Below are 21,616 nucleotides of genomic sequence, written 5' to 3' on the forward strand. Positions count from 1 at the left end.
ACCGGCCCTGATCCTGCTATTCGGCGGCTTTAAGCGGTGGCCCCGGCGGGTGATCGGGGTCCTGCTTGGCCTCGGATGTGCCGTCGTTCCAGACAATCTCGGTCGACTGCATGTCGCGCGCGCTTTGGTCAATCGCCATGTCCTGCGCGATCTTGCTGGATCGTCCTTGCGTGGCCCGCGCCAGCGCCCTTCCACCCCAGACAAGGTAGGTCGTCACCCAGACCCGCAGCGCCAGGAACGAGGGCGTCACGATCAGCGTCAGCACCGTGGCGATGCCCAGACCGAACACCACCGCCGTCGCCAGCTGCTTCCACCACAGCGCGGTGGGGCTGTCGATGGAATAGCCGCCATTGATGAAATCCAGCGACAGGCCGAACATCATCGGAGTCAGGCCCGCCATGGTGGTCAGCGTGGTCAGTAGAACGGGGCGGATACGCGCCTCGGCGGTGCGGACGATGGCCTCGATCCGGGGCATGTAGCGGCTGTATTCCTGATAGGTGTCGATCAGAACAATGTTGTTGTTCACCACGATCCCCGCCAGCGCCACAATGCCCGTCCCGGTCATGATGATCGAGAAGGGCTGTTGCATCACCATCATCCCGATCAGAACCCCGGTGGTCGACAGCACAACCGCCAGCAGCACCAGCACCGAGTTGTAGAACGAGTTGAACTGCGCCAGCAGGATCACGAACATCAGCCCCAAAGCCGCGAGGAATGCGCTGGACAGGAAAGCCTGGCTTTCAGCCTGATCCTCCTGATCGCCGGTCCATTCCCATGCGATGGTTCTTCCGAACGGGTCGGTCTGCAGCCATTCGGTCAGGACCGCAATCCGTTCATTGGGATTGATCAACGAAAACCGGGCGTCGCCATTGTCAATCGCGGCGCGCAGGTCGCCAACGCTGTCCGCACCGGTTAGTTGCACCAGCTCGAACTCGGTCCCTTCAGGAGTGCTGAGGACCGTACCGGTCGGCGCGGTCTCTTCACGCACCGGGCGGACCACGGCCAGCCGTTGCTCGGCCCCGTCCGGTCCGTCGATGACGACCTTGCTGAGACCGGGTTCGACATCGGCCTTCACGTCGTAATACCGTTGCTGATCCACCCGGTTGATCTCGGCCAGCTTGGCCACGGGCTTGCGGGTCACAAAGTTCGACAGCGGCACCAGCCCGTCCGGCGTGCGGACCTTAAGCGTATCGAGTGTCGACAGAACGCGGTCCTGCTCGGGCAGGCGTACGCGGATTTCGATCTCTTCATCGGTGGTGTCGGGGCGCATCTCACCCAGCAGGATGCCGCGGGTGACAAGCTGCACCATTGCGCCCACGGTCGCCACATCGGCCCCGAAACGGCCCGCCTTGGCGACATCCACATCGATCTGCCAGTCGATGCCGGGCAGGGGAAGGGTGTCCTCGATCTTGATCAGGCCCGGGGTGCTCTCGAACGTCTCGCGCGCGGTCAGGGCGGCGGCGTTCAGTTCTTCCCAACCTTCGCCCTTGATGCGCAAATGCACAGGTTTGGCCGAGGCAGGGCCCTGTTCCAGCGGCAGAATCTCGACCACGAAACCGGGAATTTCAGCCAGTTGCGCGTTCAGTTCGTCCAAAACATAGTCACCGTCATAATCCGGCGCGATGATCTGCCGGTCAAACAGGCCACCCAGTATCGGTTCCGAGACATTGGGGCGATCTTCCCATGGGATGATTTCGAACTGTACGCGCCCCACGGTATCTGCCGGGGCGGTCGCGCCACCGTTATTCTGGTTCAACCCGCCTTCGCCCGCAAACGAGAACACGTTGATCACCGCCGGATGGGCGCTGATGACCTGTTCGGCCTCCTGAACCATCCTGTCCTTTTCGACCAGGGACAGGTTGCCGCGCGCCCGGACATAGGCGGTGGCCTGTTCGGGTTCGCTCTCGACAAAGAACTCGACGCCGCGATTATTCTGGCCGTAGGCGGACATGACGCTGAAAACCGCGAAACCGACCAGAAGGATCGACACGACAGGCATGATCGGATTGCCGACAAGGAAGCGGATGACATAGCCGAAACGCGTGTGTTCCCTGGCCGTGTGCACGTGATCATCGGGCGCGCGCTCAATCCGCGCGGCGCTGAGCGTGACCGACCCGGCAAAGGCGCCGAACAGGAACAGCAGCGCCCCGGCAAGGGCACCTCCGGGCAGCAGGTAGTCGGGGTTCAGCACCTGCATCGCCCCAAGGAAGATCATATAGAGCGATGGTGGCACCATCAGCGCGCGCAGCCACCACGGCGTCCGCGCCCGCAGCCAGGTCGAGCTGCGGTCGAATGTCCGGCTCATCCGGCCCGAGACACCGCCCATAACGGGCAGGTAGATCAGCGCCACGATCAGCGAGGCCGACAGGACGAAGATCAGCGTGACCGGCAGCATCCCCATGAATTCGCCGGGAATGCCGGGCCAGAACAGCATCGGCAAGAAGGCACACAGCGTTGTCGCGGTTGACGAGACAATGGGCCAGAACATCCGCTGCGCCGCCTCGACATAGGCATGCATCGGGCCAACGCCTTCCTTGATGCGCTTGTCGGCATATTCAACCACCACGATGGCCCCATCGACCAGCATCCCCACCGCGAGGATCAGACCAAACATCACGATGTTCGAGATGCTGACGCCCATCACCGCCAGGAAGGCAAAACACAGCAGGAATGACGTGGGAATCGCAAAACCCACCAGCAGCGCCGCGCGCGTACCCAGCGAGGCCAGCACCACGATCATCACCAGCGCAATCGCCGTCAGCACCGAGCCCTCAAGCTGGCTGACCATGGACCCCACGATGCGGCTCTGGTCGTTCGAGGTGCCCAGATCGACGGCGGCCTGCAACTCGGGCGGCCATTTGGCCTGTGCCGCGGCGATGGTTTCCTTGACCTGCGCGACCGTGTCGATCAGGTTGAACCCCTTGCGCTTGACCACCTGCAGCGCCACGGTCGGCTCTCCGTCAAAGCGGGCGGTGCCTTCGCGGTCTTCAAAGGTATAGTTGATCTGCGCCAGCTCGCCCAATGTCACCACGCGGTCGCCATTGACCTTGATCGGCAGGCCATAGACATCCTGCGCCGTCTTGAACGACGACGGAATCTTGACCGAGAACGTGCCCTGTGCGGTTTCCACCTCACCTGCGGCGATCAGCTGATTGTTGTTCTGAACCACGCTGATCAGCTCGGCGGCGGTGACGTTATACGCCTCAAGCCGCAGCGGGTCGATCACCACCTCGAGCATCTCGTCCCGGTTGCCAGCGATCCCGGCCTCCAGCACCGAATCCAGCGCCTCAAGCTCGTCCTGCAGGTCCTTGGCGATGCGCGCCATGGTCCGTTCGGGCACCGCGCCCGAGAGGTTGACGATGACGATGGGGAATTCCGAGAAATTGATCTCGTGCAGGGCGTATTGCTCGGCCCCTTCGGGGAATTCGGCCTGCGCGCTGTTCATCGCGTCGCGCACATCGGCCATGATGGCAGTCTTGTCCCAGCCGAAATCGAACTCGAGCGCGATACCGGCATAGTTCTCGGCGGCGGTCGAGGTCATCTCTTTCAGACCATCCAGATCCGCCAGTTCGGTCTCCATTGGCTTGATCAGCAGGTTCTCGGAATCCTCGGCCGAGATGCCGGGGAACGAGACCGACACGAACAGCGCCGGGATTTCGATATCCGGCTCGCCCTCTTTCGGCAGGCCGACATAGGCGAACCCGCCGATCACCAGCGAGATGGCGATGAACGCCAGGACCATGCGGGCGCGGTCGGCGGCCCAACTGACGATGCCGGTCATTGCAAGGCGTCCCGATATGTGGGCGCGACGGCGACGCCGCGCGTGACAAACTCCTGCCCGACCACGATGATGTCAGTGGTTTCGGGCAGCCCGCCGATCCAGACACCGTCCGAGGTGTCGCGCAGCAGCTGTACCGGCATGAAATCCACCACATTGCCTGCGGCGATGGTGCGGACACCCAGCTGCCCTTCGTTGTTCAGGGTCAGCGCCGATTGCGGCAGCAGATGCGCCTTGACGCCTTCGGCAGCGATCTGGATCGTCGCGGTCTGGCCGTCGCGGATCAGCAGCTCGGGATTGGGCACGGTGATCTCGACCTCGAAGGTGCGGGTGGTTTCATCCGCCGACCGGCTGAGGAAGGTCACGCGGCCTTCGACCTGCAAACCGGTCGCCAGTTGCGCCGACGCGGTCGAGCCGACAACCACGCGGTTCACCTCGGTCTCGGGGACAAAGCCCACAAGTTTGATCGGGTCAAGCTGGATCACCGTGGCACACAGCGATCCGGGCTGCATCAGGCTGCCCAGCTCGGCGGTATCGCTTTCCAGAAGGCCCTTGAAGGGGGCCTCAATGGTCAGACGGTCCATTTCGCGGCGGGCGGCAGCGACCTCGGCGGTGGCAGCTTCGATGCCCGCTTGCGTGGCCTCAAGCCCGGCCTCGGCGGATTTGATCCCGGCCTGCGCGGTGCTCATCTCGGCCTCGCTGGAAATCCGGCGGGTTTCCGAACCGAACCCGGTTTCCGACAGCTTGCGCGCCGCTTTCAGGTTGATCTCGGCCTCGGCCAGACGGGCATGCGACTCGGCCAGGCGGGCCTCGGCCTCGGGTACGCGGCTTTCAGCCTCGAGCTTGCCTGCCATCGCTTCGGCCAGGCTGGCGGGGCGGGTGCCGGGATCAAGTTCGCACAGAAGGTCTCCGGCCTCGACAAAGGCACCTTTGCGTTTCGGCTCGGACAGCACGGTCGAGGTCGTCTCGGCCAGCACTTCGACCTGACGGTTGGCTTTGGTCTGGCCGCGCAGTTGCACCGCACTTCCGATCTCGCGCGCGGTTGAGCGCAGGGCGACCACGCCCACCGCCTCGGCGACCTGTTCGGTTTCGGCTTCGGCTGTCTGCGCTGCCGTTTCTGTCTGATCCTCGCCGCGACCGGCGAAGGCGAACAACGCGTCGCGTTCGAATACAAGAAAATACAACGCAATGATGACCAAAATGGCGTTGACGAATGAAATCAATCGCATTCGATGCGTTCTCCAGATCTGATCGCCCACCCGGCTGTGGCGTGTTGCCTTGAAATGGGGCCGGGTTCAGGCCTTGTCCATACTAAACTGAATAGTTCGGTTCACTTTTTTACGCAAGACCCCGGTGCATCCGGCCAAATGTGTGGATTCGGGCACTTGGCTTGGCCCCGGTGGCGGGGTAAGACATGGCGCCAGAGAATTCGACACACGAGCCCGGGGGCAGGGATGAGCGACGCCGACAGTTTTATTGATGAGGTCACCGAAGAGGTGCGCCGCGACCGCATGTACCTGCTTTTGCGCCGCTGGGGCTGGGTTGGTGTTGTAGCTGTCATTGCCATCGTCGGCGGGGCGGCGTTCAACGAATACCGCAAGGCGCGCGACACCGGTCAGGCCGAGGCGCTGGGCGATGCGATTCTAACCGCGCTGGCCGAAAACGGGTCTGCCGAACGCGCCGCCAGCCTGCAGGGGGTTGACGCGCAATCCGTGGGCGGCGATGCGGTGCTGAACATGCTGCTGTCGGCCGCACAGGTCGAAGCCGGATCCGAGCAGGACGCCATCAACAGCCTGAACGCCATCGCCACGCAGGGTGAGCTGCCCGAGATCTATCGAGCCATCGCAAGCTTTAAGGCGCTGTTGCTGCAGACCGATACGCTGCCCGCAGCCGACCGCCGCCAACAGTTCGAGGCGCTGGCCATCCCTGGCGCGCCGCTGCGCCTGCTGGCCCAAGAGCAACTGGCCCTGATCGACGTGGCCGAAGGTGACACGCAAGCCGCGCTGGACCGGTTGCAGGCGCTGCGTCAGGACGCCGAGGCCAGCCTTGATATCCAGCAGCGGGCCGCGCAGCTGATCGTGGCGCTGGGCGGTGAGCCCGAGCCCGTCGCGGCACAACAAGGTTGACCCGGCGGCAAAACGGAATTTCACAGGCGAGTTCGTAAGATCATGGTAGCACGTTATTTCTCACGCTTTGCTTTGCCCGTTGCGGCGATTGCCCTGACCACCCTGAGCGCCTGTCGGGAACCTGAGGTCATTCTGCCCGGCGAGCGCGAGGACATCCGCGCCGCCATCGACAATGAAACCGTCGAGACGCGCGGTGCCAAGCCCATCAGCCTGCCGGCGCAAAGCCGGAATGCAAGCTGGTCGCAAAGCCCCGGCACGCCGGCCTTTCGCACCACCAATGCCGCCCTTGGCAAGACGCCGCAGCGAATTTGGTCGACGAATATCGGCAGCGGCGACAGCCGCAAGCAGCGGATCACCGCCGATCCGGTCGTGGGTGGCGGGCTGATCTATACGCTCGATTCTGGTGCCAATGTCTCGGCGGTGACACCGCAGGGGCAGGTCGCGTGGACGACGAACCTGATTCCGTCCAACGAGAAAGAGGGCGACGCCACCGGCGGGGGCCTCGCCTATGCCGACGGGGTGCTTTACGTCTCGTCCGGGTTTGGCCGCCTGACGGCGATCGATGCAAAGACCGGAGCGCAGCGATGGCAGAAACGTCTGAACGCGACGGGCAGCGGCGCGCCTCTGGTCAGTGGCGGATTGCTGTATCTGGTCGCCGGGGACGAGACCGGATGGGCCGTGAACATCAAGGACGGACGTATCGCATGGCAGCTTGAAGGCACGCCCAGCGTCGGCAACGTTCTGGGCGCGCCAGCGCCGGTCATCGCCTCGGATCTGGCTGTTTTTGCCTTTGGATCAGGCGATGTCGCCGCCGCATTCCGGCAGGGCGGCATCCGCCGCTGGAACGCCTCGGCCGCGGGCGGGCGCCGGGGGCGCGCCGCCGCGCAGATCGTGGATGTCACGGCGGGGCCGATGGTGTCGGGCGATGCAATCCTGATCGGCAACCACTCGGGCCGGACGGTGTCTTTCAACGCAGGAACGGGAGAGCGCAACTGGACAGCCCCCGAAGGGGCGGTGGATACCGTGTGGCCTGCCGGGAACAGCATTTTCCTGATCAGCGACCGCAGCCAGCTGGTGCGGTTGAACGCGGCAGATGGCGCGATCGTCTGGGCGATCGACCTGCCGGGCTTTGTGAAAGACAAGCCGGGTCGCCGTGGCCCGATCTTTGCCCATTACGGCCCGATCATGGCCGGGGGGCGGGCGGTTGTGGCCTCAAATGACGGCTTCCTGCGGTTCTTCAACCCCGTGGACGGGGCGCTGGTGCATCAGGTCGAAGTGCCCGGTGGCGCGACCACGGCCCCGGTCGTGGCGGGGCAGACGCTGTATGTCGTGTCCACCAAGGGTGAACTGCACGCTTTCCGTTGACGAAAAGATGCGTTAAAGGGCGCATCTTGAGTCTTGAAAGATTGGTATCATGTCGCTGACCCTCGCCATCGTGGGGCGCCCGAATGTGGGCAAATCCACCCTGTTCAACCGCCTTGTGGGCAAACGCCTGGCCCTGGTCGACGACCAGCCCGGTGTGACGCGCGACCTGCGCGAAGGCGAAGGGCGTCTGGGCGATCTGCGTTTTACCGTGATCGACACGGCGGGTCTTGAGGACGCAACCGATGACAGTTTGCAGGGCCGGATGCGCCGTCTGACCGAGCGGGCGGTGGATATGGCCGATGTCTGCCTGTTCATGATCGACGCGCGGGTTGGGCTGACGCCGACCGATGAGATGTTCGCCGAAATTCTGCGGAAACGCTCGAAGCATGTGATTTTGGCCGCCAACAAGGCCGAGGGCAACGCGGCGGATGCGGGTGTGCTTGAAGCCTATAATCTGGGCCTTGGTGAACCCGTGCGCTTGTCGGGTGAGCATGGCGAGGGGATGACGGACCTCTATGCGCAATTGATGCCTTTGGCGGATGCGGCTGAAGAGCAGGCCGTCGATGACACCCCACAAACAGATATTGAACTGGATGAGGATGGCGAGGGCGAAGCGCCTCTGATAACCGCCGCCAAGCCCTTGCAGGTCGCTGTGGTGGGTCGTCCGAACGCAGGGAAATCCACGCTGATCAACAAGATCATGGGCGAAGATCGCCTGCTGACCGGGCCTGAGGCCGGGATCACCCGCGATGCGATCAGCCTGCGCATCGATTGGGCTGATCCCGATGGCGACAGCACTCCGATGCGGATCTTTGATACCGCCGGGATGCGCAAAAAGGCCAAGGTGCAGGAGAAGCTGGAAAAACTCTCGGTCTCGGATGGTCTGCGCGCGGTGAAATTTGCCGAGGTTGTGGTGGTCCTGCTGGATGCTGCGATTCCGTTTGAACAACAGGACCTGCGCATCGCCGATCTGGCCGAGCGTGAGGGCCGCGCCGTCGTGGTCGCCGTGAACAAGTGGGACGTCGAGGACAACAAACAGGAAAAGCTGCGCGATCTGAAAGAGTCCTTTGAACGGCTGCTGCCGCAATTACGCGGCGCTCCGCTGATCACCGTTTCGGCGAAGACAGGCCGGGGTTTGGAACGTCTGCGCGCCGCGATCCTGCGCGCCCATGACGTCTGGAACCGCCGTGTGCCGACGGCGGCGTTGAACCGCTGGCTGACGGCCATGCTGGAACAGCACCCGCCGCCCGCACCACAGGGCCGCCGGATCAAGCTGCGTTATATGACCCAAGCCAAGACCCGCCCGCCGGGATTCGTGGTGATGTGCTCGCATCCCGACAAGATGCCCGAGAGCTATAACCGCTATCTGGTCAATGGTCTGCGTGAGGATTTTGACATGCCGGGCACCCCGATCCGGCTGACGTTGCGTGGGCAGGGCGACAAGAACCCCTATAAAGGGCGGCGCAAGAAAAACGCCGGTGCCTTGGCCAAACATCTCAAGGGACGCGCGTAACTGCGCTAATTTTCAGCATTTTCAGACAGGGGGCGTGACAGCCCCCGTTCCCCGCGCTAGCATTCAACTGCGTGCATTTGTTTTCGCACGCGGCTTGTTTGCGGGTTGCCCGCATATCATTTTGCAACAGTACATAACCGGACCACCCTGGGGAGCGGGCGCGATGGATCTGAGGGAATACACAAGGCAATACGCGGTGCAGGATAACCGGCTGGCCGCACTCAGCTATTTCGGGACCTTTGCGGTGTATTTCGCATCGCTGACGCTGGCGATCGTCTATGTGGATCGCTGGTATATCATGATCCCGGCGGGGGTCGTTTTTGCCTTCTCTGCCGTGCGTCTCTATGTGCTGCAACATGATTGCGGGCATCACTCGCTGTTTGAGACGCGGGCGCAGAATGAATGGGCAGGCCACGGCCTGTCTCCGTTCACCTTTGCACCGTTCGAGGTGATGAAGCAGAACCATAATCTGCACCATGGGGGCATCGGCAACCTCGAACACCGCGAGACCGGTGAAATCCACACCATGACGCTGCGCGAATGGAATGAGGCGGATTGGAAAAAGCGCCTGTTTTACCGTCTTTACCGGAACCCGTTCATCCTTGTGCCTGTGGGCGCGCTGTTTACCTATTTCATCCGTTATCGCTGGCCCAAGAACACCATTCGCTTCGGCGTGAAGGGCGTGTTGCTGCATAATCTGTCGATCATTGTGTTTCTGGGGCTGCTCTATCTGATCGCGGGGTCCACGGGCATTCTGGTCTGGCTGGTCTTCTCGTTGCTGGGCGGGATGCTGGGCGTGTTCCTTGTCTATCTGCAGCATAATTTCGAGGACACCTATTGGGATCGCCGTCCCGATCTCGATCCGCAGCTGGCCGCGCTGCAGGGGTCCTCGGCGCTGGATTTTGGGTGGTGGTTCGATAATGCGGTGGCCTGCATCACATTGCACGACATCCACCATTTCAACGCGCGTATCCCGTCCTACCGGCTGCGCGCGTGCCACTATGACCTGCCGCCCGAATACACGCCGCGTCGGATCAAGTTCCCCGAGGCGGTTGCGGCGCTGAACCTAAAGCTGTGGGATGAAGAGGCGAAACGTCTGGTCCCGTTCCCCAAGCGCCCGCAAGAGCAAGGTTTGGCACAGAGCGGCTGATCGGGCCGCGCGGCTGACGCTCTTGTCAGGGCGTATATGCCGCGTATATGCGTATATGCGAGATGACAGGAAAGGACCCGTGATGACAGCAGTTACCGATGTGCGTGGCGTAGGACAGGCGCTGGCACAGGCGCTGAGCGCGAACGGCTTCAAAACCGCCGAGGCTGTTGCGAAGGCCAAACCCGAAGATCTGGTGAAAGTGCCGCGTATCGGTGTTGCCCGGGCCGCTATTCTGATTGCCGCCGCGAACGAGGCTGTGGTCAAGCCGACCCCGGCCAAGGCTCCTGCGCGCCGTGCGCCGGCCCGGAAGCCCCCGGCGCGCCGGACGCCTGCGCGCAAGTCTGCCGCCGCGAAAAAGGCCGAGGCCGAGCGCAAGGCTGCCGAAGAACGCGCTGCGGCAGAGCTGGCGGCGGCTGAGGCAAAGGCGAAGAAAAAAGCCAAGGCCAAGGCGAAGGCCGAGAAAGCGGCCCGCAAGAAATCCGAGATGGAGGCCGTTTTCTCGAAGGCCAAGGAAAAGGTCAAAGAGAAAGCCAAGAAGGACAAAAAGTCCAAATCTGGCGGCAAGAAAAAGGCCGAAAAGAAGAAGGCAGACAAGAAGTCGGACAAAAAGTCTGACAAGAAATCCGCCAAGAAGAAGGATAAGAAAAAGGCGAAGAAGTAACACCTTCTCCGCCTCGTTCAATCCGACCGGCACCCGCAGGTGCCGGTCTTCTTATGCCAAGGTGCCGTCGGTCTGCAGCGTCAGCTTGCCGCCCAGATAGGGGGCCAGAACGTCGGGCAGGGTAACCGTGCCATCCGCATTCTGACCGTTTTCCAGCACAGCAATCAGGCAACGCCCGACCGCAAGCCCCGAGCCGTTCAGCGTATGCACATATTCCGGCTTGCCGCCACCTTCGGGGCGGAATCGGGCGTTCATGCGGCGGGCCTGAAAATCACCACAGGTCGAGACCGAGCTGATCTCGCGGTACGTGTCCTGACCGGGCAGCCATGCCTCGATGTCGAAAGTCCGACGCGCGCCAAAGCCCATGTCGCCAGTGCACAGGATCACGGTGCGATAGGGGATGCCCAGCTTTTCCAGTATACCTTCGGCGCAGCGGAGCATACGCTTCTGTTCGTCGTCGGATTTGTCCGGGTGGGTTACCGAGACCATCTCGACCTTTTCGAACTGGTGCTGACGCAGCATCCCACGGGTGTCTTTACCGGCCGATCCAGCCTCGGACCGGAAGCAGAGCGAATGCGCGGTATAGCGGCGGGGCAGGTAGCTTTCGTCGATCATCGTGTCGTTGACGATATTGGTCAGCGAAACCTCGGAGGTCGGGATCAGCCACCAGCCTTCGCGGGTCTGATAGCTGTCTTCGCCGAATTTCGGTAATTGGCCGGTGCCCTGCATCATTTCCGACAGAACCAGAACCGGGCCGTTCACCTCGGTCAGTTCGTTCTCGTTGATGTGGGTGTCCAGCATGAACTGCGCCAGCGCGCGGTGAATGCGCGCCACACCGCCGGACAGCAGCACAAACCGCGAGCCAGAGAGCTTGGCAGCCGTTTCGAAATCCATACCGTTTTGAACGGCTTCGATCTCGAAATGCTCTTTCGGTGCAAAATCCAGTGCGCGCGGGGTGCCCCAGCGCGAAACCTCGACATTGTCTTCCTCATCCGCACCTTCGGGCACGTCGTCAGCAGGCAGGTTAGCGATGCGGATCAGCTGGTCGGTCAGCAGAGCGTCCAGATCCTTGGCCTCATTCTGCATCTGCGCGATCTCGGCCTTTTTCTCGGCGACCAGAGCGCGCAGGCGCTCGAACTCAGCCTCGTCGCCGCGGCCCTTGGCAGCACCTACTTCTTTCGAGGCTTTGTTCTGTTCGGCCTGCGCGGTTTCGGCGGCCAGAATCTTGGCGCGGCGGCTTTCGTCCAGCCGTAGCAGGTCTGACGACACCGGCGCGTCCCCACGGCGCGCGAGGGCGGCGTCGAAGGCGGCAGGGTTTTCGCGAATGGCGCGGATGTCGTGCATGTCTCAGATCCTTGAATGCGTGAATCACTGAAACCGCTTATGCACCATCTTAATGTCAGGGTGTAGCACCGGTTACGACTTATCGTCGCCCTCGTGCGTTTCATGCGCCAGATGGCCATCCCAACCCTCTGCCGGGATCTTCGGCTCGGGCGGGTCGGCGATATACGAGGGCGTCATGATCTGCACGTTGTTCTCGTTGAAGACCGCCACGATATTGCGATGCAGGTCTGATCGGATTTTCGGAATGATGCTGCCCCGCGTGGTGTAGCCATTGATCTGATAGTTGATGGCGTAGTCTGCCAAAGCGGTCCACAGAACAAAGGGTTCCGGCTTGGCCTTGATGCCCTTGGTGCGATGGGCCGCCTCGATCAGCATTGCCTCGACCTTCTCGGGCGGTTCCTCATAGCCGATGCCCACGGTGGTGTGCAGCAGCAACCCGCTGCCATCGGTTTTCTTCGAGAAGTTCACCACATCCGAATTCATCAACTGCGCGTTCGGGATCGAGATTAGCTCGTTCTTGATCGATTTCAGATGCGTCTCCATCAGCTTTATCTGCACCACGTCGCCGATATGGTCGCCGATCTGGATACGATCCCCTATCGAGGTAGACCGGCGATAGATCACGAACAGCCCCGCCAGCATGTTCGACACGACCGAGTTCGCGCCCAGCGACAGCATTGCGCCCACTAGAATGGTCAGCCCTTGAAACGCCGCCGAATCCGAGCCCGGAATGTAGGGTACCGCAAAGACCAGCGCGATCAGGATGACCACGACGCGGGCGATGTTGAAGGTGGGGTTGACCCAGTGGCTTTCGAAATCGCGCATCTCGAACGTGCCGGCCTCGACCGCGTCGAAGAACACGCGCATCCCCTTGATGATATAAAGCGTGATCCAGGTGATCAGCCCCAGCATGATCAGGTTTGGGATATAGCTGATGACGCCCCGAAAGATCAGCAGCACCGGCTCGGTCAGATAAGTCAGCAGAAGCTGCGCGAAATAGCGGGTTTCGGCAAAGGCCAGCAGGACGAAGGACAGATAATAGTAAAAGCCCAGGAAAAAGACGACCAGCAGAACCAGATTCAGCCCATAACGCACCAGCGCGGCGATGGCTTCGGCTTGTACGCTCTTGGCGGTGGCGGTTTCGACCTCTTTCAGGTGGCGCTGGACAAACCGCAACGTCCGCCGGCGGACCCGGCGGTGCAACCAGAGGATGATCAGGATGAACAGGCCGAACCCGATGGTCCAGCCTGCGGCCTCGATGGCGCCGGAGACGCGCGCCTGCTCGGTGCGATTGGCGCGGTAGGACTCGATGGAGTCGCGGATCGCGTTGCCGTGCAGGACACTGACGACGCTGCGGTCCATCTGATCTAGATCGGCATCCGCATCGGTGACGATCGACACCCGTTCACCATCAGCCATGACCCAGGTGCCGAACTCGGTTTCCTCGAAACTGATATCGACCGTGGGGTCGTCCGACGACTCGGCAATCTCGATGATCTTGTCCTGAACCCCTTCGGCACGCTCGGACGCCGGCAGGGCGCTTGAGCCGCGCAGATGGAACAGGGTATCCCCGTCGACAATCACGGGGGCCTTGAAAATATCGCTGTCTTCGGCTGGAGTTTCGACGGCTTCACCCGCGGTGTCCTGCGCGACGGCCAGCGGGGAAAACCCGCAGATCAAGACCACGGCCCAAAGCAAATAAGGCAGCAAACGGAAGGGCTTGAAGATCGGCGTCATAGGTCCTCCTGTCTGTTGACTATATCCGCTTTGGGGCTGGTTCCTAGGGCATATCTGCAACGCTTGACGGCATCCGTGGGTGCCGATGCCGGTCCAGTGGAGATTCCCGTGCCGCCTTTGCTTGCAAACGCCCGGTTCAGGGCATAGGTTCCCGCCAAATTTGCAGAGAGCCCTCTGCAGCATCAGAACAAAGGAATATCCCATGGAAGGTGGCGCATTCGCCCAGTTTCTCCCCCTCATCCTGATCTTTGCGATCATGTATTTCCTGCTGATCCGTCCGCAGCAGAAAAAGATGAAAGAACACAAGGCGATGGTCGAGGCGCTGCGCCGCGGGGATCAGGTGGTCACCCAAGGTGGCCTGATCGGCAAGGTCGCCAAGGTCAAGGACGACGGCGAGGTCGAGGTCGAGATCGCCGAAGGCGTCAAGGTGCGTGTGGTGCAGGCCACCATCGCACAGGTTCTGAACAAGACTGAACCGGCGAAGTAACCTCGCGCGACAATCCCTTGAAAAGGCAGGGTAATGCTGCAAATTGATACCTGGAAGCGGGTTCTGATCTGGTCGGTCTGCGTGATCGGCCTGCTCTTGGCCCTGCCAAATGCGTTTTATACGCGCGTCGAACAATCCAACGATGCCAAGGCCGCGATCGAGCTTGGCATCGACACCCCCGAAATGCAGGCCGAGGCCGGGCAATGGCCCAACTGGCTGCCATCTTCGCTGGTCAATCTGGGCCTTGACCTGCGCGGCGGCGCGCATCTGCTGGCTGAGGTCAAGGTCGGCGACGTCTACGAATCCCGGATGGAGGCGATGTGGCCCGAAATCCGCGACGCCCTGCGGGATGAGCGCGCCACGGTCGGCACCATTCGCAAACAACCCTCGGCCCCGGACGAGATTCGCGTGAAGATCAGCCAGCCCGACGGCATGTCCCGCGCGCTGGAGGTCGTCCGCGGTCTGGCCCGTCAGGTGCAGACCCTGACCGGAGTGGGCGCCACCGATATCGAGGCCCGCGCCGATGGCGACGAGATCGTGGTGCAACTGTCCGAGGCCGAAAAGCTGGCCTCAGACGACCGCACCGTGCGTCAGTCTCTTGAAATCATCCGGCGCCGGATCGACGAGGTCGGCACCCGCGAACCCACCATTCAGCGTCAGGGTGCAGACCGTATTCTGATTCAGGTCCCCGGTATCGGCAGCGCGGGTGAGTTGAAAGAGATCATCGGCACCACCGCTCAGCTGACCTTCAACCCGGTGGTGGGCCGTGGCTCTGACCCGGACGCGGTGCCGGGCGTGGGTGAAAAGATCGTACCTTCGATTGACGAAAGCGGCGTGTATTACACGCTGGAATCGGCCCCCGTCGTCACCGGCGAGGAACTGGTGGACGCCCAGCCCTCGTTCGACCAGAATGGCCGCCCGGCGGTTAGTTTTCGGTTCAACACCTCCGGCGCGCGCAAGTTTGGCGACTATACGCTGGAAAACATCGGCGCACCGTTTGCCATCGTGCTAGATGCCGAGGTCATCTCGGCCCCCGTGATCCAAAGCCATATCCCTGGCGGGTCGGGCATCATCACCGGCAATTTCACCGTCGAGGAAAGCACCAATCTGGCCGTTCTGCTGCGTGCGGGTGCGCTGCCGGCGGGCCTGGACTTCCTCGAAGAACGCACCATCGGCCCCGAACTGGGACAGGACAGCATCGACGCGGGCAAAGTCGCAACCATGGTGGCCTTCGCCGCCGTGCTGGTCTTCATGGCGCTTAGCTATGGCCTGTTTGGTCTTTTTGCCAATATTGCGCTGATCCTGAACGTCGGGCTACTGTTCGGCCTGCTGTCGCTGATCGGTGCGACGCTGACCCTGCCGGGCATCGCTGGCATCGTTCTGACGGTCGGAATGGCCGTGGACGCCAACGTGCTGATCTTTGAACGTATCCGCGAGGAACTGAAATCCGCCAAAGGTCCCGCACGGGCCATCGAACTGGGCTATGAAAAGGCGCTGTCGGCCATTCTGGACGCCAACGTGACCACATTCATCACCGCAACGATCCTGTTTGCCATGGGCAGCGGCCCGGTACGCGGGTTCGCCATCACTCTGGGTCTGGGCATTCTGACCTCGGTCTTCACCGCGATCTTCGTGACGCGCCTGATGATCGTGATGTGGTTCGAACGCCGTCGTCCGAAAATGATCGAGGTTTGACATGAGACTGAAACTCGTACCGCAAAACACCTCGTTCGACTTCTTCAGCCGCTGGAAAGTCTGGCTGGGCATCTCTGGCCTTATGATGGTGATCGCCTTCACTTCGTTCCTGCTGCAGGGGCTGAACTTCGGCATCGACTTCCGCGGCGGCACCACGATCCGCACCCAAAGCACCCAACAGATCGACGTCGGTGCCTACCGCGACGCCATTGCGCCGCTGGAGCTGGGCGACATCACCATCACCGAGATCTTCGACCCGACCTTCGGACCTGATGAAAATGTCGCCATGATCCGCATTCAGGCGCAGGACGACGCCGAGGCCGTTGCCGCCAGCACCATCACCGCCGTCGAAGATGCGCTCAGCACCGCCGCCCCCGATATCCAGTTCGTGTCCGTCGAATCCGTTGGCCCCAAGGTGTCGGGCGAGTTGATCCAAACCGCCGTCATCGCCGTGGCCTTGGCTATCGGAGCCGTCCTTGTCTACATCTGGCTGCGCTTCGAATGGCAGTTTGCCCTGGGGGCTGTGGCTGCGCTGGTGCATGACGTGATCCTGACGATCGGCATCTTCTCGGAACTGCAGATCCGTTTCGATCTGGCCATCATCGCGGCGCTTCTGACCATCGTGGGCTATTCGCTGAACGATACCGTGGTCGTCTTTGACCGGGTCCGTGAGAACTTGCGCAAATACAAAAAGAAAGACCTCAAAGAGGTCCTGAACATCTCGATCAACGAAACGCTCAGTCGAACGGTCATGACCTCGGTCACCACGCTGCTGGCGCTGATCTCGCTCTATGTGCTGGGCGGAGACGTCATCCGAGGCTTCGTCTTCGCGATGATCTGGGGTGTGATCGTCGGAACCTATTCGTCGGTCTTCGTGGCCTCGACCATCCTGCTGTGGCTGGGAGTCAAACGCGACTGGTCCAAACCGTCGAACACGGCGGGCAACCAGTTCGCCAATATTGATGCCTGATCTTTTCGGCCAGACCCCAACCGGTCTGGCCGTAATCATTCTGGCCGCTTTTGTCGGCGGCCTTGTGCGCGGGTTTTCCGGCTTTGGCACGGCTCTGATCTTCCTACCGCTCGCCAGCCCCCACCTAGGCCCCTTCGGGGCAATCATCGCGCTGACCATCATGGACATCTTTGGCCCGCTGCCGAACCTGCGCCGCGCATGGGCCGTGGTTGAAAAGGGCGATCTCGCGCGCCTTTTGTGGGGATGCGCCCTGGTCCTGCCTGTCGGCCTTTGGCTGCTCACCCGCTCGGACCCGGTGCTGTTTCGCTATCTCGTCAGCCTGATCTCGCTGTCGATGCTGGCGGCGTTGATCCTGGGGCTGCGGTATCGCGGCGCGGTTCGCCGGGGCATGGTCACAGCCATCGGCGGGGCCGCGGGCTTCCTCGGAGGCGTCGCCGGAATACCGGGCCCAGCGGTGATCCTGTTCTATATGTCCCGCCCACTTCCAGTCGCTGTCATTCGCGCCACGATCCTGCTGTTCCTGTTCGCCTTCGACTTCCTGATCCTCGGCTATCTCGCTGGCATGGGGCGCGTCACCCTGCCAGCTGTCGGGATCGGGCTGATGCTTGCCATCCCCAACATGGCAGGCAACGGGCTGGGCGGCTGGATGTTCCGCCCCGAGCGCGAGAAACTCTATCGCGCAACCGCCTATCTGGTGATCGCATCCGCAGCCTTGTCCGGCCTTCCGCTTTGGGGTTAAAACCCCACCATGCGCCTGAACGAGATCACCTACACAAACGCCCAACCCATCGACGGCTACGGACCCGGATTTTTTCGCATCGGTGGCCAGGTCCACCAAGGCTCGGTGCTGACCGGCCCCACAGGAACCACTGTTTGGGGCGGCTACACCGACGAAAGCCCGCTGCTCGCTTTGTCCGATCACATCGACGTCCTCTTCATCGGCACCGGCAAAGATCTTACTCATATCCCAGCCACCCTGCGCACAAAGCTGGACGAGGCGGGCATCGGCGTTGAAATCATGAACTCCCCCGCCGCCTGCCGCACCTATAACGTGCTGCTCTCCGAAGGCCGCCGCGTCGCGCTCGCCCTGATCCCCGCCTAAGGATCCAATCTTCATCTGGCTAAAAATATCCCGGGGAGCGCGAGGGGCTGGCCCCTCGCTCCAACCTCGCCACAAAAACCAACACCGCCACTCTGCGGCATTTCCGACCTTTTGCCGACACCCACAATCCGCTAAGCGGGCAGCATGACATTGAAAGTAACCGATCTGGCCATCGCCCGCGGCGGCGTTCCCGTGCTCGAAGGGCTAAGCTTCTCGCTCGAACCCGGGCGCGCGCTGATCCTGCGTGGCCCCAATGGCATTGGCAAGACAACCCTGCTGCGCACGCTGGCCGGGCTGCAGCCACCGTTGGCCGGGCAGATCGATGGGGCCGAGGATCAGATCGCCTATGCCTCGCATTCCGACGGGCTGAAACCCACGCTCACCGTGGTCGAGAACCTCAACTTCTGGGCCTCGGTTTTCGGGACCCACGATATCCAATCCGCGCTTGACGCATTTGCCCTGAACGAACTGGTGGATCGCCACGCGGGGAACCTCTCGGCCGGGCAAAAGCGCCGCCTCGGGCTGGCGCGGATGCTGGTGACGGGCCGCCCCGTCTGGATGCTGGACGAGCCGACCGTTTCGCTGGACAAGAACGCCGTGCAGATGTTCGCCGATTCCGTCCGCGCGCATCTGGGGCAGGGCGGGTCCGCCCTGATCGCCACCCATATCGACCTGGGCCTTGACGGAGAGGTTCTGGACGTCGGCCCCAACAAGGCCAAACCCAAACCCATCGACGATTTCGACGGAGGTTTCCTGTGATCGCCCTGCTGCTGCGTGACCTGAAACTGGCCCTCCGCGCGGGCGGAGGGTTCGGCCTTGGCCTCGCGTTCTTCCTGATCGTGACCGTGCTGGTGCCCTTTTCGGTCGGTCCGCAATCCTCGTTGCTGTCGACCATCGCCCCCGGCGTGCTGTGGTTAGGCGCGCTGCTGGCCTGCCTGCTGTCGCTCGACCGCCTGCTGGCGCTGGACTGGGAGGACGGCTCGCTCGACCTGCTCGCCACCGCGCCCTTGCCGCTCGAGGCGGTGGTGACGATCAAGGCACTGGCCCATTGGCTGACCACCGGCCTGCCGCTGGTGCTGGCAGCTCCGTTTCTGGGAGTTCTGCTGAACCTGCCCGTTCCCGGCTTCTCTTGGTTGGTCATCTCGCTGCTGATCGGCACCCCGGCCATGAGCGTCATCGGCACCTTCGGCGCAGCCCTGACCGTGGGCTTGAAACGCGGCGGCCTGCTGCTGTCGCTGCTGGTCCTGCCGCTTTATGTCCCAACCCTGATCTTCGGGGCCGAGGTCGCCCGCCGCGGCGCCACAGGGATGGAGACGCAAACCCCGCTGCTGATGCTGGCCGGGATCACCGCCGCCACGGTCGCGCTGTTGCCTTTCGCCAGCGCCGCCGTTCTGCGTATCAATCTTAGGTGACGGGGAACAAAGATTGACCGAGGTCAATTGAGAACCACACCGACTCGGACTAGATAGGGCCCATGTCAATCGCAGCCAAAGCCAACGCCCTCTGGGAATACGCCAATCCGCGCAAATTCCTCGCCACGACCGAGCGGGCCTTGCCGTTTTTCTGGATCACTTCGGCGATCTGTCTGGTGGTCGGGTTGATCTGGGGATTCTTCTTCACCCCCGATGACTACAAACAGGGCTCGACCGTCAAAATCATCTACCTGCATGTGCCTGCAGCGTTGATGGCGATCAACTGCTGGCTGATGATGCTGGCCACCTCGCTGGTCTGGCTGGTCCGCCGTCACCATGTAAGCGCGCTCGCTGCCCGCGCGGCTGCGCCGATCGGCATCGTCATGACGCTGATTGCGCTGGCAACCGGCGCAATCTGGGGTCAGCCCATGTGGGGCACCTGGTGGGCCTGGGATCCGCGCCTGACCTCGTTCCTGATCCTGTTCCTGTTCTATCTGGGCTATGTCGCGCTGTGGGAGGCTATCGAAGACCCCGACACGGCGGCCGATCTGACCGCGGTCCTCTGCCTCGTGGGCTCGGTCTTTGCGCTGCTCAGCCGCTATGCGGTGAATTTCTGGAACCAAGGCCTGCATCAGGGCGCATCGGTGATGCGCGCCGCTGCGGTCACCGGTACGGATACCGAAGAAAAGGTCAGCAATATCTACTTCTACCCGCTGTTTCTGTGCATCATCGGCTTCGTGCTTCTGTTCATCGCGCTTGTCTTCTACCGCACCGGCACGGAAATCCGTGCCCGCCGGATCAAGGCCCTGCTGGCGCGGGAAAGGGTTAACGGATGATCCCCGATCTTGGAAAATACGCCGATACCGTCTTGTCGTCCTACGCGGCCTCGATCGTCTTGCTAGTGGCTCTGGTCGCGTTCAGTATCCTGCGCGGGCGCAAAGTGCGGGCCGAGATGGAGAAGGTCGAACAACGGATGTCACGCCATGGCTAAGATATCACCCCTCATGATCGCACCGCCTCTGATCTTCGGAGCCTTTGCGGTATTGGCCGGGATCGGCATGTTCCGCGATGACCCCAACGCGCTGCCCTCGGCGCGCGAAGGACAACCCGCGCCGCCCGTGGTTCTGACCGAATTCGCCGGCAAACCGGGCTTTGACGATGCCACCCTGCGCGATGGTCAGGTCAAGCTGGTCAATTACTGGGCCAGCTGGTGCGCGCCCTGCCGCGTCGAACACCCCAATCTGCAGGCCCTGTCGGACGAAGGCATACCCGTCTACGGCATCAACTACAAAGATAAGCTGAACAATGCCGAGGCCTTCTTAACCGAGCTCGGCGATCCCTACACTGGCATCGGGCGGGACGAACAAGGCCGCATGGGCCTCGATTGGGGCGTTTACGGCGTGCCCGAAACCTATGTGATCGACGGAGAGGGCACGATCCTCCTGCGCTTCGCCGGGCCGATCACCCAGCGCGTCATCGAGAACACGATCCGCCCCGCGCTCGAGAAAGCTGCGGGCGGTTCATAAGCGATAGCCACCGGTGACAGCCAGAACCTCACCGGTGACAAATGACGCCGCATCGGACGCCAGAAACCTGACCGCCTTGGCGATATCCTCGGGCCGTCCCGCCCGGCCCAGGGCCGTGTCCTTTACGAACAGTTCTGTCAGCTCGTCCGATCGCGGCGCTTCTGGAATGTTGATTGCGCCCGGGGCCACCGCATTGACGCGTATCCCCTCCGGCCCCAACTCCTTGGCCATGGCGCGGGTCCACAGGTTCAACGCCGCTTTGCTGGCCCCATAGGTGACCGCGTCGCGGGGCGGCAACACCGCATTCATCGACGAGATGCTGACAATCGCGGCTTCTCTCTGCAGATACGGCAAGGCGGCCGCCAGCAGGGCCGCAGGCACCAGCAAGTTCAGGTCCAGAATGGCGCGATGCGCATCTGCCTGAAACGCCTCTTTCGGCGTCGCCCGCACCAACCCGGCATTGTTGACGATCACATCAAGCCGTGCAAACCGCTCTATCACTTGCGCGATCACCGCCTCTGCCTGACCCGGCGCAGCCAGATCCGAGCGGATCGCCAAATTCTCGCCACGCAGCAGTTCGGGCACGGGCTCGGTCGAAAGCCACGTAAATGCAACCAGATGATCGCGGCTCAAATCCTCGACAATGGCGCGGCCAATACCCCGCGCCCCACCTGTCACCAATGCCACCTTGTCCATGAGCGCCTCCCAGTTTCACCAGACCCGGAAAACCGCACAGCTTCAACTTCTTCT

Annotated in this window: 20 protein-coding genes; 15 read left to right on the plus strand and 5 right to left on the minus strand. The window is 62.2% G+C overall.

Going from position 1 to position 21,616, the window contains the following annotated elements; all coding sequences use genetic code 11:
- Positions 1–16 precede the first annotated feature (16 nt).
- Both ACR1XV_RS02435 and ACR1XV_RS02440 read right to left on the minus strand, forming a co-directional pair.
- Complete coding sequence (locus ACR1XV_RS02435; RefSeq protein WP_480528695.1) at positions 17–3,781, minus strand: efflux RND transporter permease subunit; 3,765 nt, start codon at positions 3,779–3,781, stop codon at positions 17–19.
- Positions 3,778–5,007, minus strand: a complete 1,230-nt coding sequence (locus tag ACR1XV_RS02440; RefSeq protein ID WP_480528696.1) for an efflux RND transporter periplasmic adaptor subunit — start codon at positions 5,005–5,007, stop codon at positions 3,778–3,780. Before ACR1XV_RS02440 ends, ACR1XV_RS02435 begins: the two co-directional genes overlap by 4 nt.
- A gap of 225 nt (positions 5,008–5,232) precedes the next feature.
- Between ACR1XV_RS02440 and ACR1XV_RS02445 the strand changes: the two genes are divergently transcribed.
- The 5 genes from ACR1XV_RS02445 to ACR1XV_RS02465 all read left to right on the plus strand — a co-directional run bounded on the left by ACR1XV_RS02445 (position 5,233) and on the right by ACR1XV_RS02465 (position 10,593).
- On the plus strand, positions 5,233–5,904 hold the full coding sequence (locus ACR1XV_RS02445) for a hypothetical protein (protein ID WP_480528697.1): 672 nt from the start codon (positions 5,233–5,235) through the stop codon (positions 5,902–5,904).
- 42 nt (positions 5,905–5,946) lie between these two features.
- Complete coding sequence (locus ACR1XV_RS02450) at positions 5,947–7,269, plus strand: PQQ-like beta-propeller repeat protein (RefSeq protein ID WP_480528698.1); 1,323 nt, start codon at positions 5,947–5,949, stop codon at positions 7,267–7,269.
- A gap of 49 nt (positions 7,270–7,318) precedes the next feature.
- On the plus strand, positions 7,319–8,782 hold the full coding sequence (gene der, locus ACR1XV_RS02455; protein WP_480528699.1) for a ribosome biogenesis GTPase Der: 1,464 nt from the start codon (positions 7,319–7,321) through the stop codon (positions 8,780–8,782).
- 163 nt (positions 8,783–8,945) lie between these two features.
- The gene (locus ACR1XV_RS02460; RefSeq protein ID WP_480528700.1) at positions 8,946–9,932 is read left to right on the plus strand and encodes a fatty acid desaturase; all 987 of its coding nucleotides are present in this window, start codon (positions 8,946–8,948) and stop codon (positions 9,930–9,932) included.
- A gap of 82 nt (positions 9,933–10,014) precedes the next feature.
- Complete coding sequence (locus ACR1XV_RS02465; RefSeq protein WP_480528701.1) at positions 10,015–10,593, plus strand: helix-hairpin-helix domain-containing protein; 579 nt, start codon at positions 10,015–10,017, stop codon at positions 10,591–10,593.
- A 51-nt stretch (positions 10,594–10,644) separates the two neighbouring features.
- Here ACR1XV_RS02465 and serS read toward each other — a convergent pair whose 3' ends face one another.
- Together serS and ACR1XV_RS02475 are read right to left on the minus strand one after the other, a co-directional pair.
- Entirely contained in the window at positions 10,645–11,937 is a 1,293-nt protein-coding gene (serS, locus tag ACR1XV_RS02470) for a serine--tRNA ligase (RefSeq protein WP_480528702.1), read from the minus strand.
- 72 nt (positions 11,938–12,009) lie between these two features.
- Positions 12,010–13,674 carry a mechanosensitive ion channel family protein gene (locus ACR1XV_RS02475; protein ID WP_480528703.1) on the minus strand — a complete coding sequence of 555 codons (1,665 nt, stop codon included), beginning with the start codon at positions 13,672–13,674 and terminating at the stop codon, positions 12,010–12,012.
- A 202-nt stretch (positions 13,675–13,876) separates the two neighbouring features.
- Here ACR1XV_RS02475 and yajC point away from each other — a divergent pair, with 202 nt between their 5' ends.
- The 10 genes from yajC (at position 13,877) to ACR1XV_RS02525 (ending at position 20,866) form a co-directional block, all read left to right on the plus strand.
- On the plus strand, positions 13,877–14,161 hold the full coding sequence (yajC, locus tag ACR1XV_RS02480) for a preprotein translocase subunit YajC (RefSeq protein ID WP_480528704.1): 285 nt from the start codon (positions 13,877–13,879) through the stop codon (positions 14,159–14,161).
- A gap of 33 nt (positions 14,162–14,194) precedes the next feature.
- Entirely contained in the window at positions 14,195–15,856 is a 1,662-nt protein-coding gene (secD, locus tag ACR1XV_RS02485; protein ID WP_480528705.1) for a protein translocase subunit SecD, read from the plus strand.
- Between the two features lies 1 nt (position 15,857).
- Positions 15,858–16,826 (plus strand): protein translocase subunit SecF, encoded by a 969-nt coding sequence (gene secF / locus ACR1XV_RS02490; protein ID WP_480528706.1) that lies wholly within the window; start codon positions 15,858–15,860, stop codon positions 16,824–16,826.
- Positions 16,819–17,565 carry a sulfite exporter TauE/SafE family protein gene (locus tag ACR1XV_RS02495; protein WP_480528707.1) on the plus strand — a complete coding sequence of 249 codons (747 nt, stop codon included), beginning with the start codon at positions 16,819–16,821 and terminating at the stop codon, positions 17,563–17,565. Before secF ends, ACR1XV_RS02495 begins: the two co-directional genes overlap by 8 nt.
- A gap of 9 nt (positions 17,566–17,574) precedes the next feature.
- Complete coding sequence (locus tag ACR1XV_RS02500; protein ID WP_480528708.1) at positions 17,575–17,928, plus strand: Mth938-like domain-containing protein; 354 nt, start codon at positions 17,575–17,577, stop codon at positions 17,926–17,928.
- Positions 17,929–18,072: 144 nt separating this feature from the next.
- Positions 18,073–18,687: a heme ABC exporter ATP-binding protein CcmA gene (ccmA, locus tag ACR1XV_RS02505; protein WP_480528709.1), complete on the plus strand. Its 615-nt coding sequence runs from the start codon at positions 18,073–18,075 to the stop codon at positions 18,685–18,687.
- Positions 18,684–19,340, plus strand: coding sequence for a heme exporter protein CcmB (gene ccmB, locus ACR1XV_RS02510; protein ID WP_480528710.1), 657 nt, complete (start codon positions 18,684–18,686; stop codon positions 19,338–19,340). Before ccmA ends, ccmB begins: the two co-directional genes overlap by 4 nt.
- A gap of 62 nt (positions 19,341–19,402) precedes the next feature.
- A complete protein-coding gene (locus ACR1XV_RS02515; RefSeq protein ID WP_480528711.1) occupies positions 19,403–20,176 on the plus strand; it encodes a heme ABC transporter permease in 774 nt (257 codons plus the stop codon).
- On the plus strand, positions 20,173–20,331 hold the full coding sequence (gene ccmD, locus ACR1XV_RS02520) for a heme exporter protein CcmD (RefSeq protein ID WP_480528712.1): 159 nt from the start codon (positions 20,173–20,175) through the stop codon (positions 20,329–20,331). The genes ACR1XV_RS02515 and ccmD overlap by 4 nt, the downstream gene beginning before the upstream one ends.
- Positions 20,324–20,866 carry a DsbE family thiol:disulfide interchange protein gene (locus ACR1XV_RS02525; RefSeq protein ID WP_480528713.1) on the plus strand — a complete coding sequence of 181 codons (543 nt, stop codon included), beginning with the start codon at positions 20,324–20,326 and terminating at the stop codon, positions 20,864–20,866. The genes ccmD and ACR1XV_RS02525 overlap by 8 nt, the downstream gene beginning before the upstream one ends.
- Here ACR1XV_RS02525 and ACR1XV_RS02530 read toward each other — a convergent pair.
- Positions 20,861–21,562, minus strand: coding sequence for an SDR family NAD(P)-dependent oxidoreductase (locus tag ACR1XV_RS02530; RefSeq protein WP_480528714.1), 702 nt, complete (start codon positions 21,560–21,562; stop codon positions 20,861–20,863). The genes ACR1XV_RS02525 and ACR1XV_RS02530 overlap by 6 nt on opposite strands.
- Between the last annotated feature and the right edge of the window lie 54 nt (positions 21,563–21,616).

Source organism: Ruegeria sp. AD2(2025), from assembly GCF_056542385.1.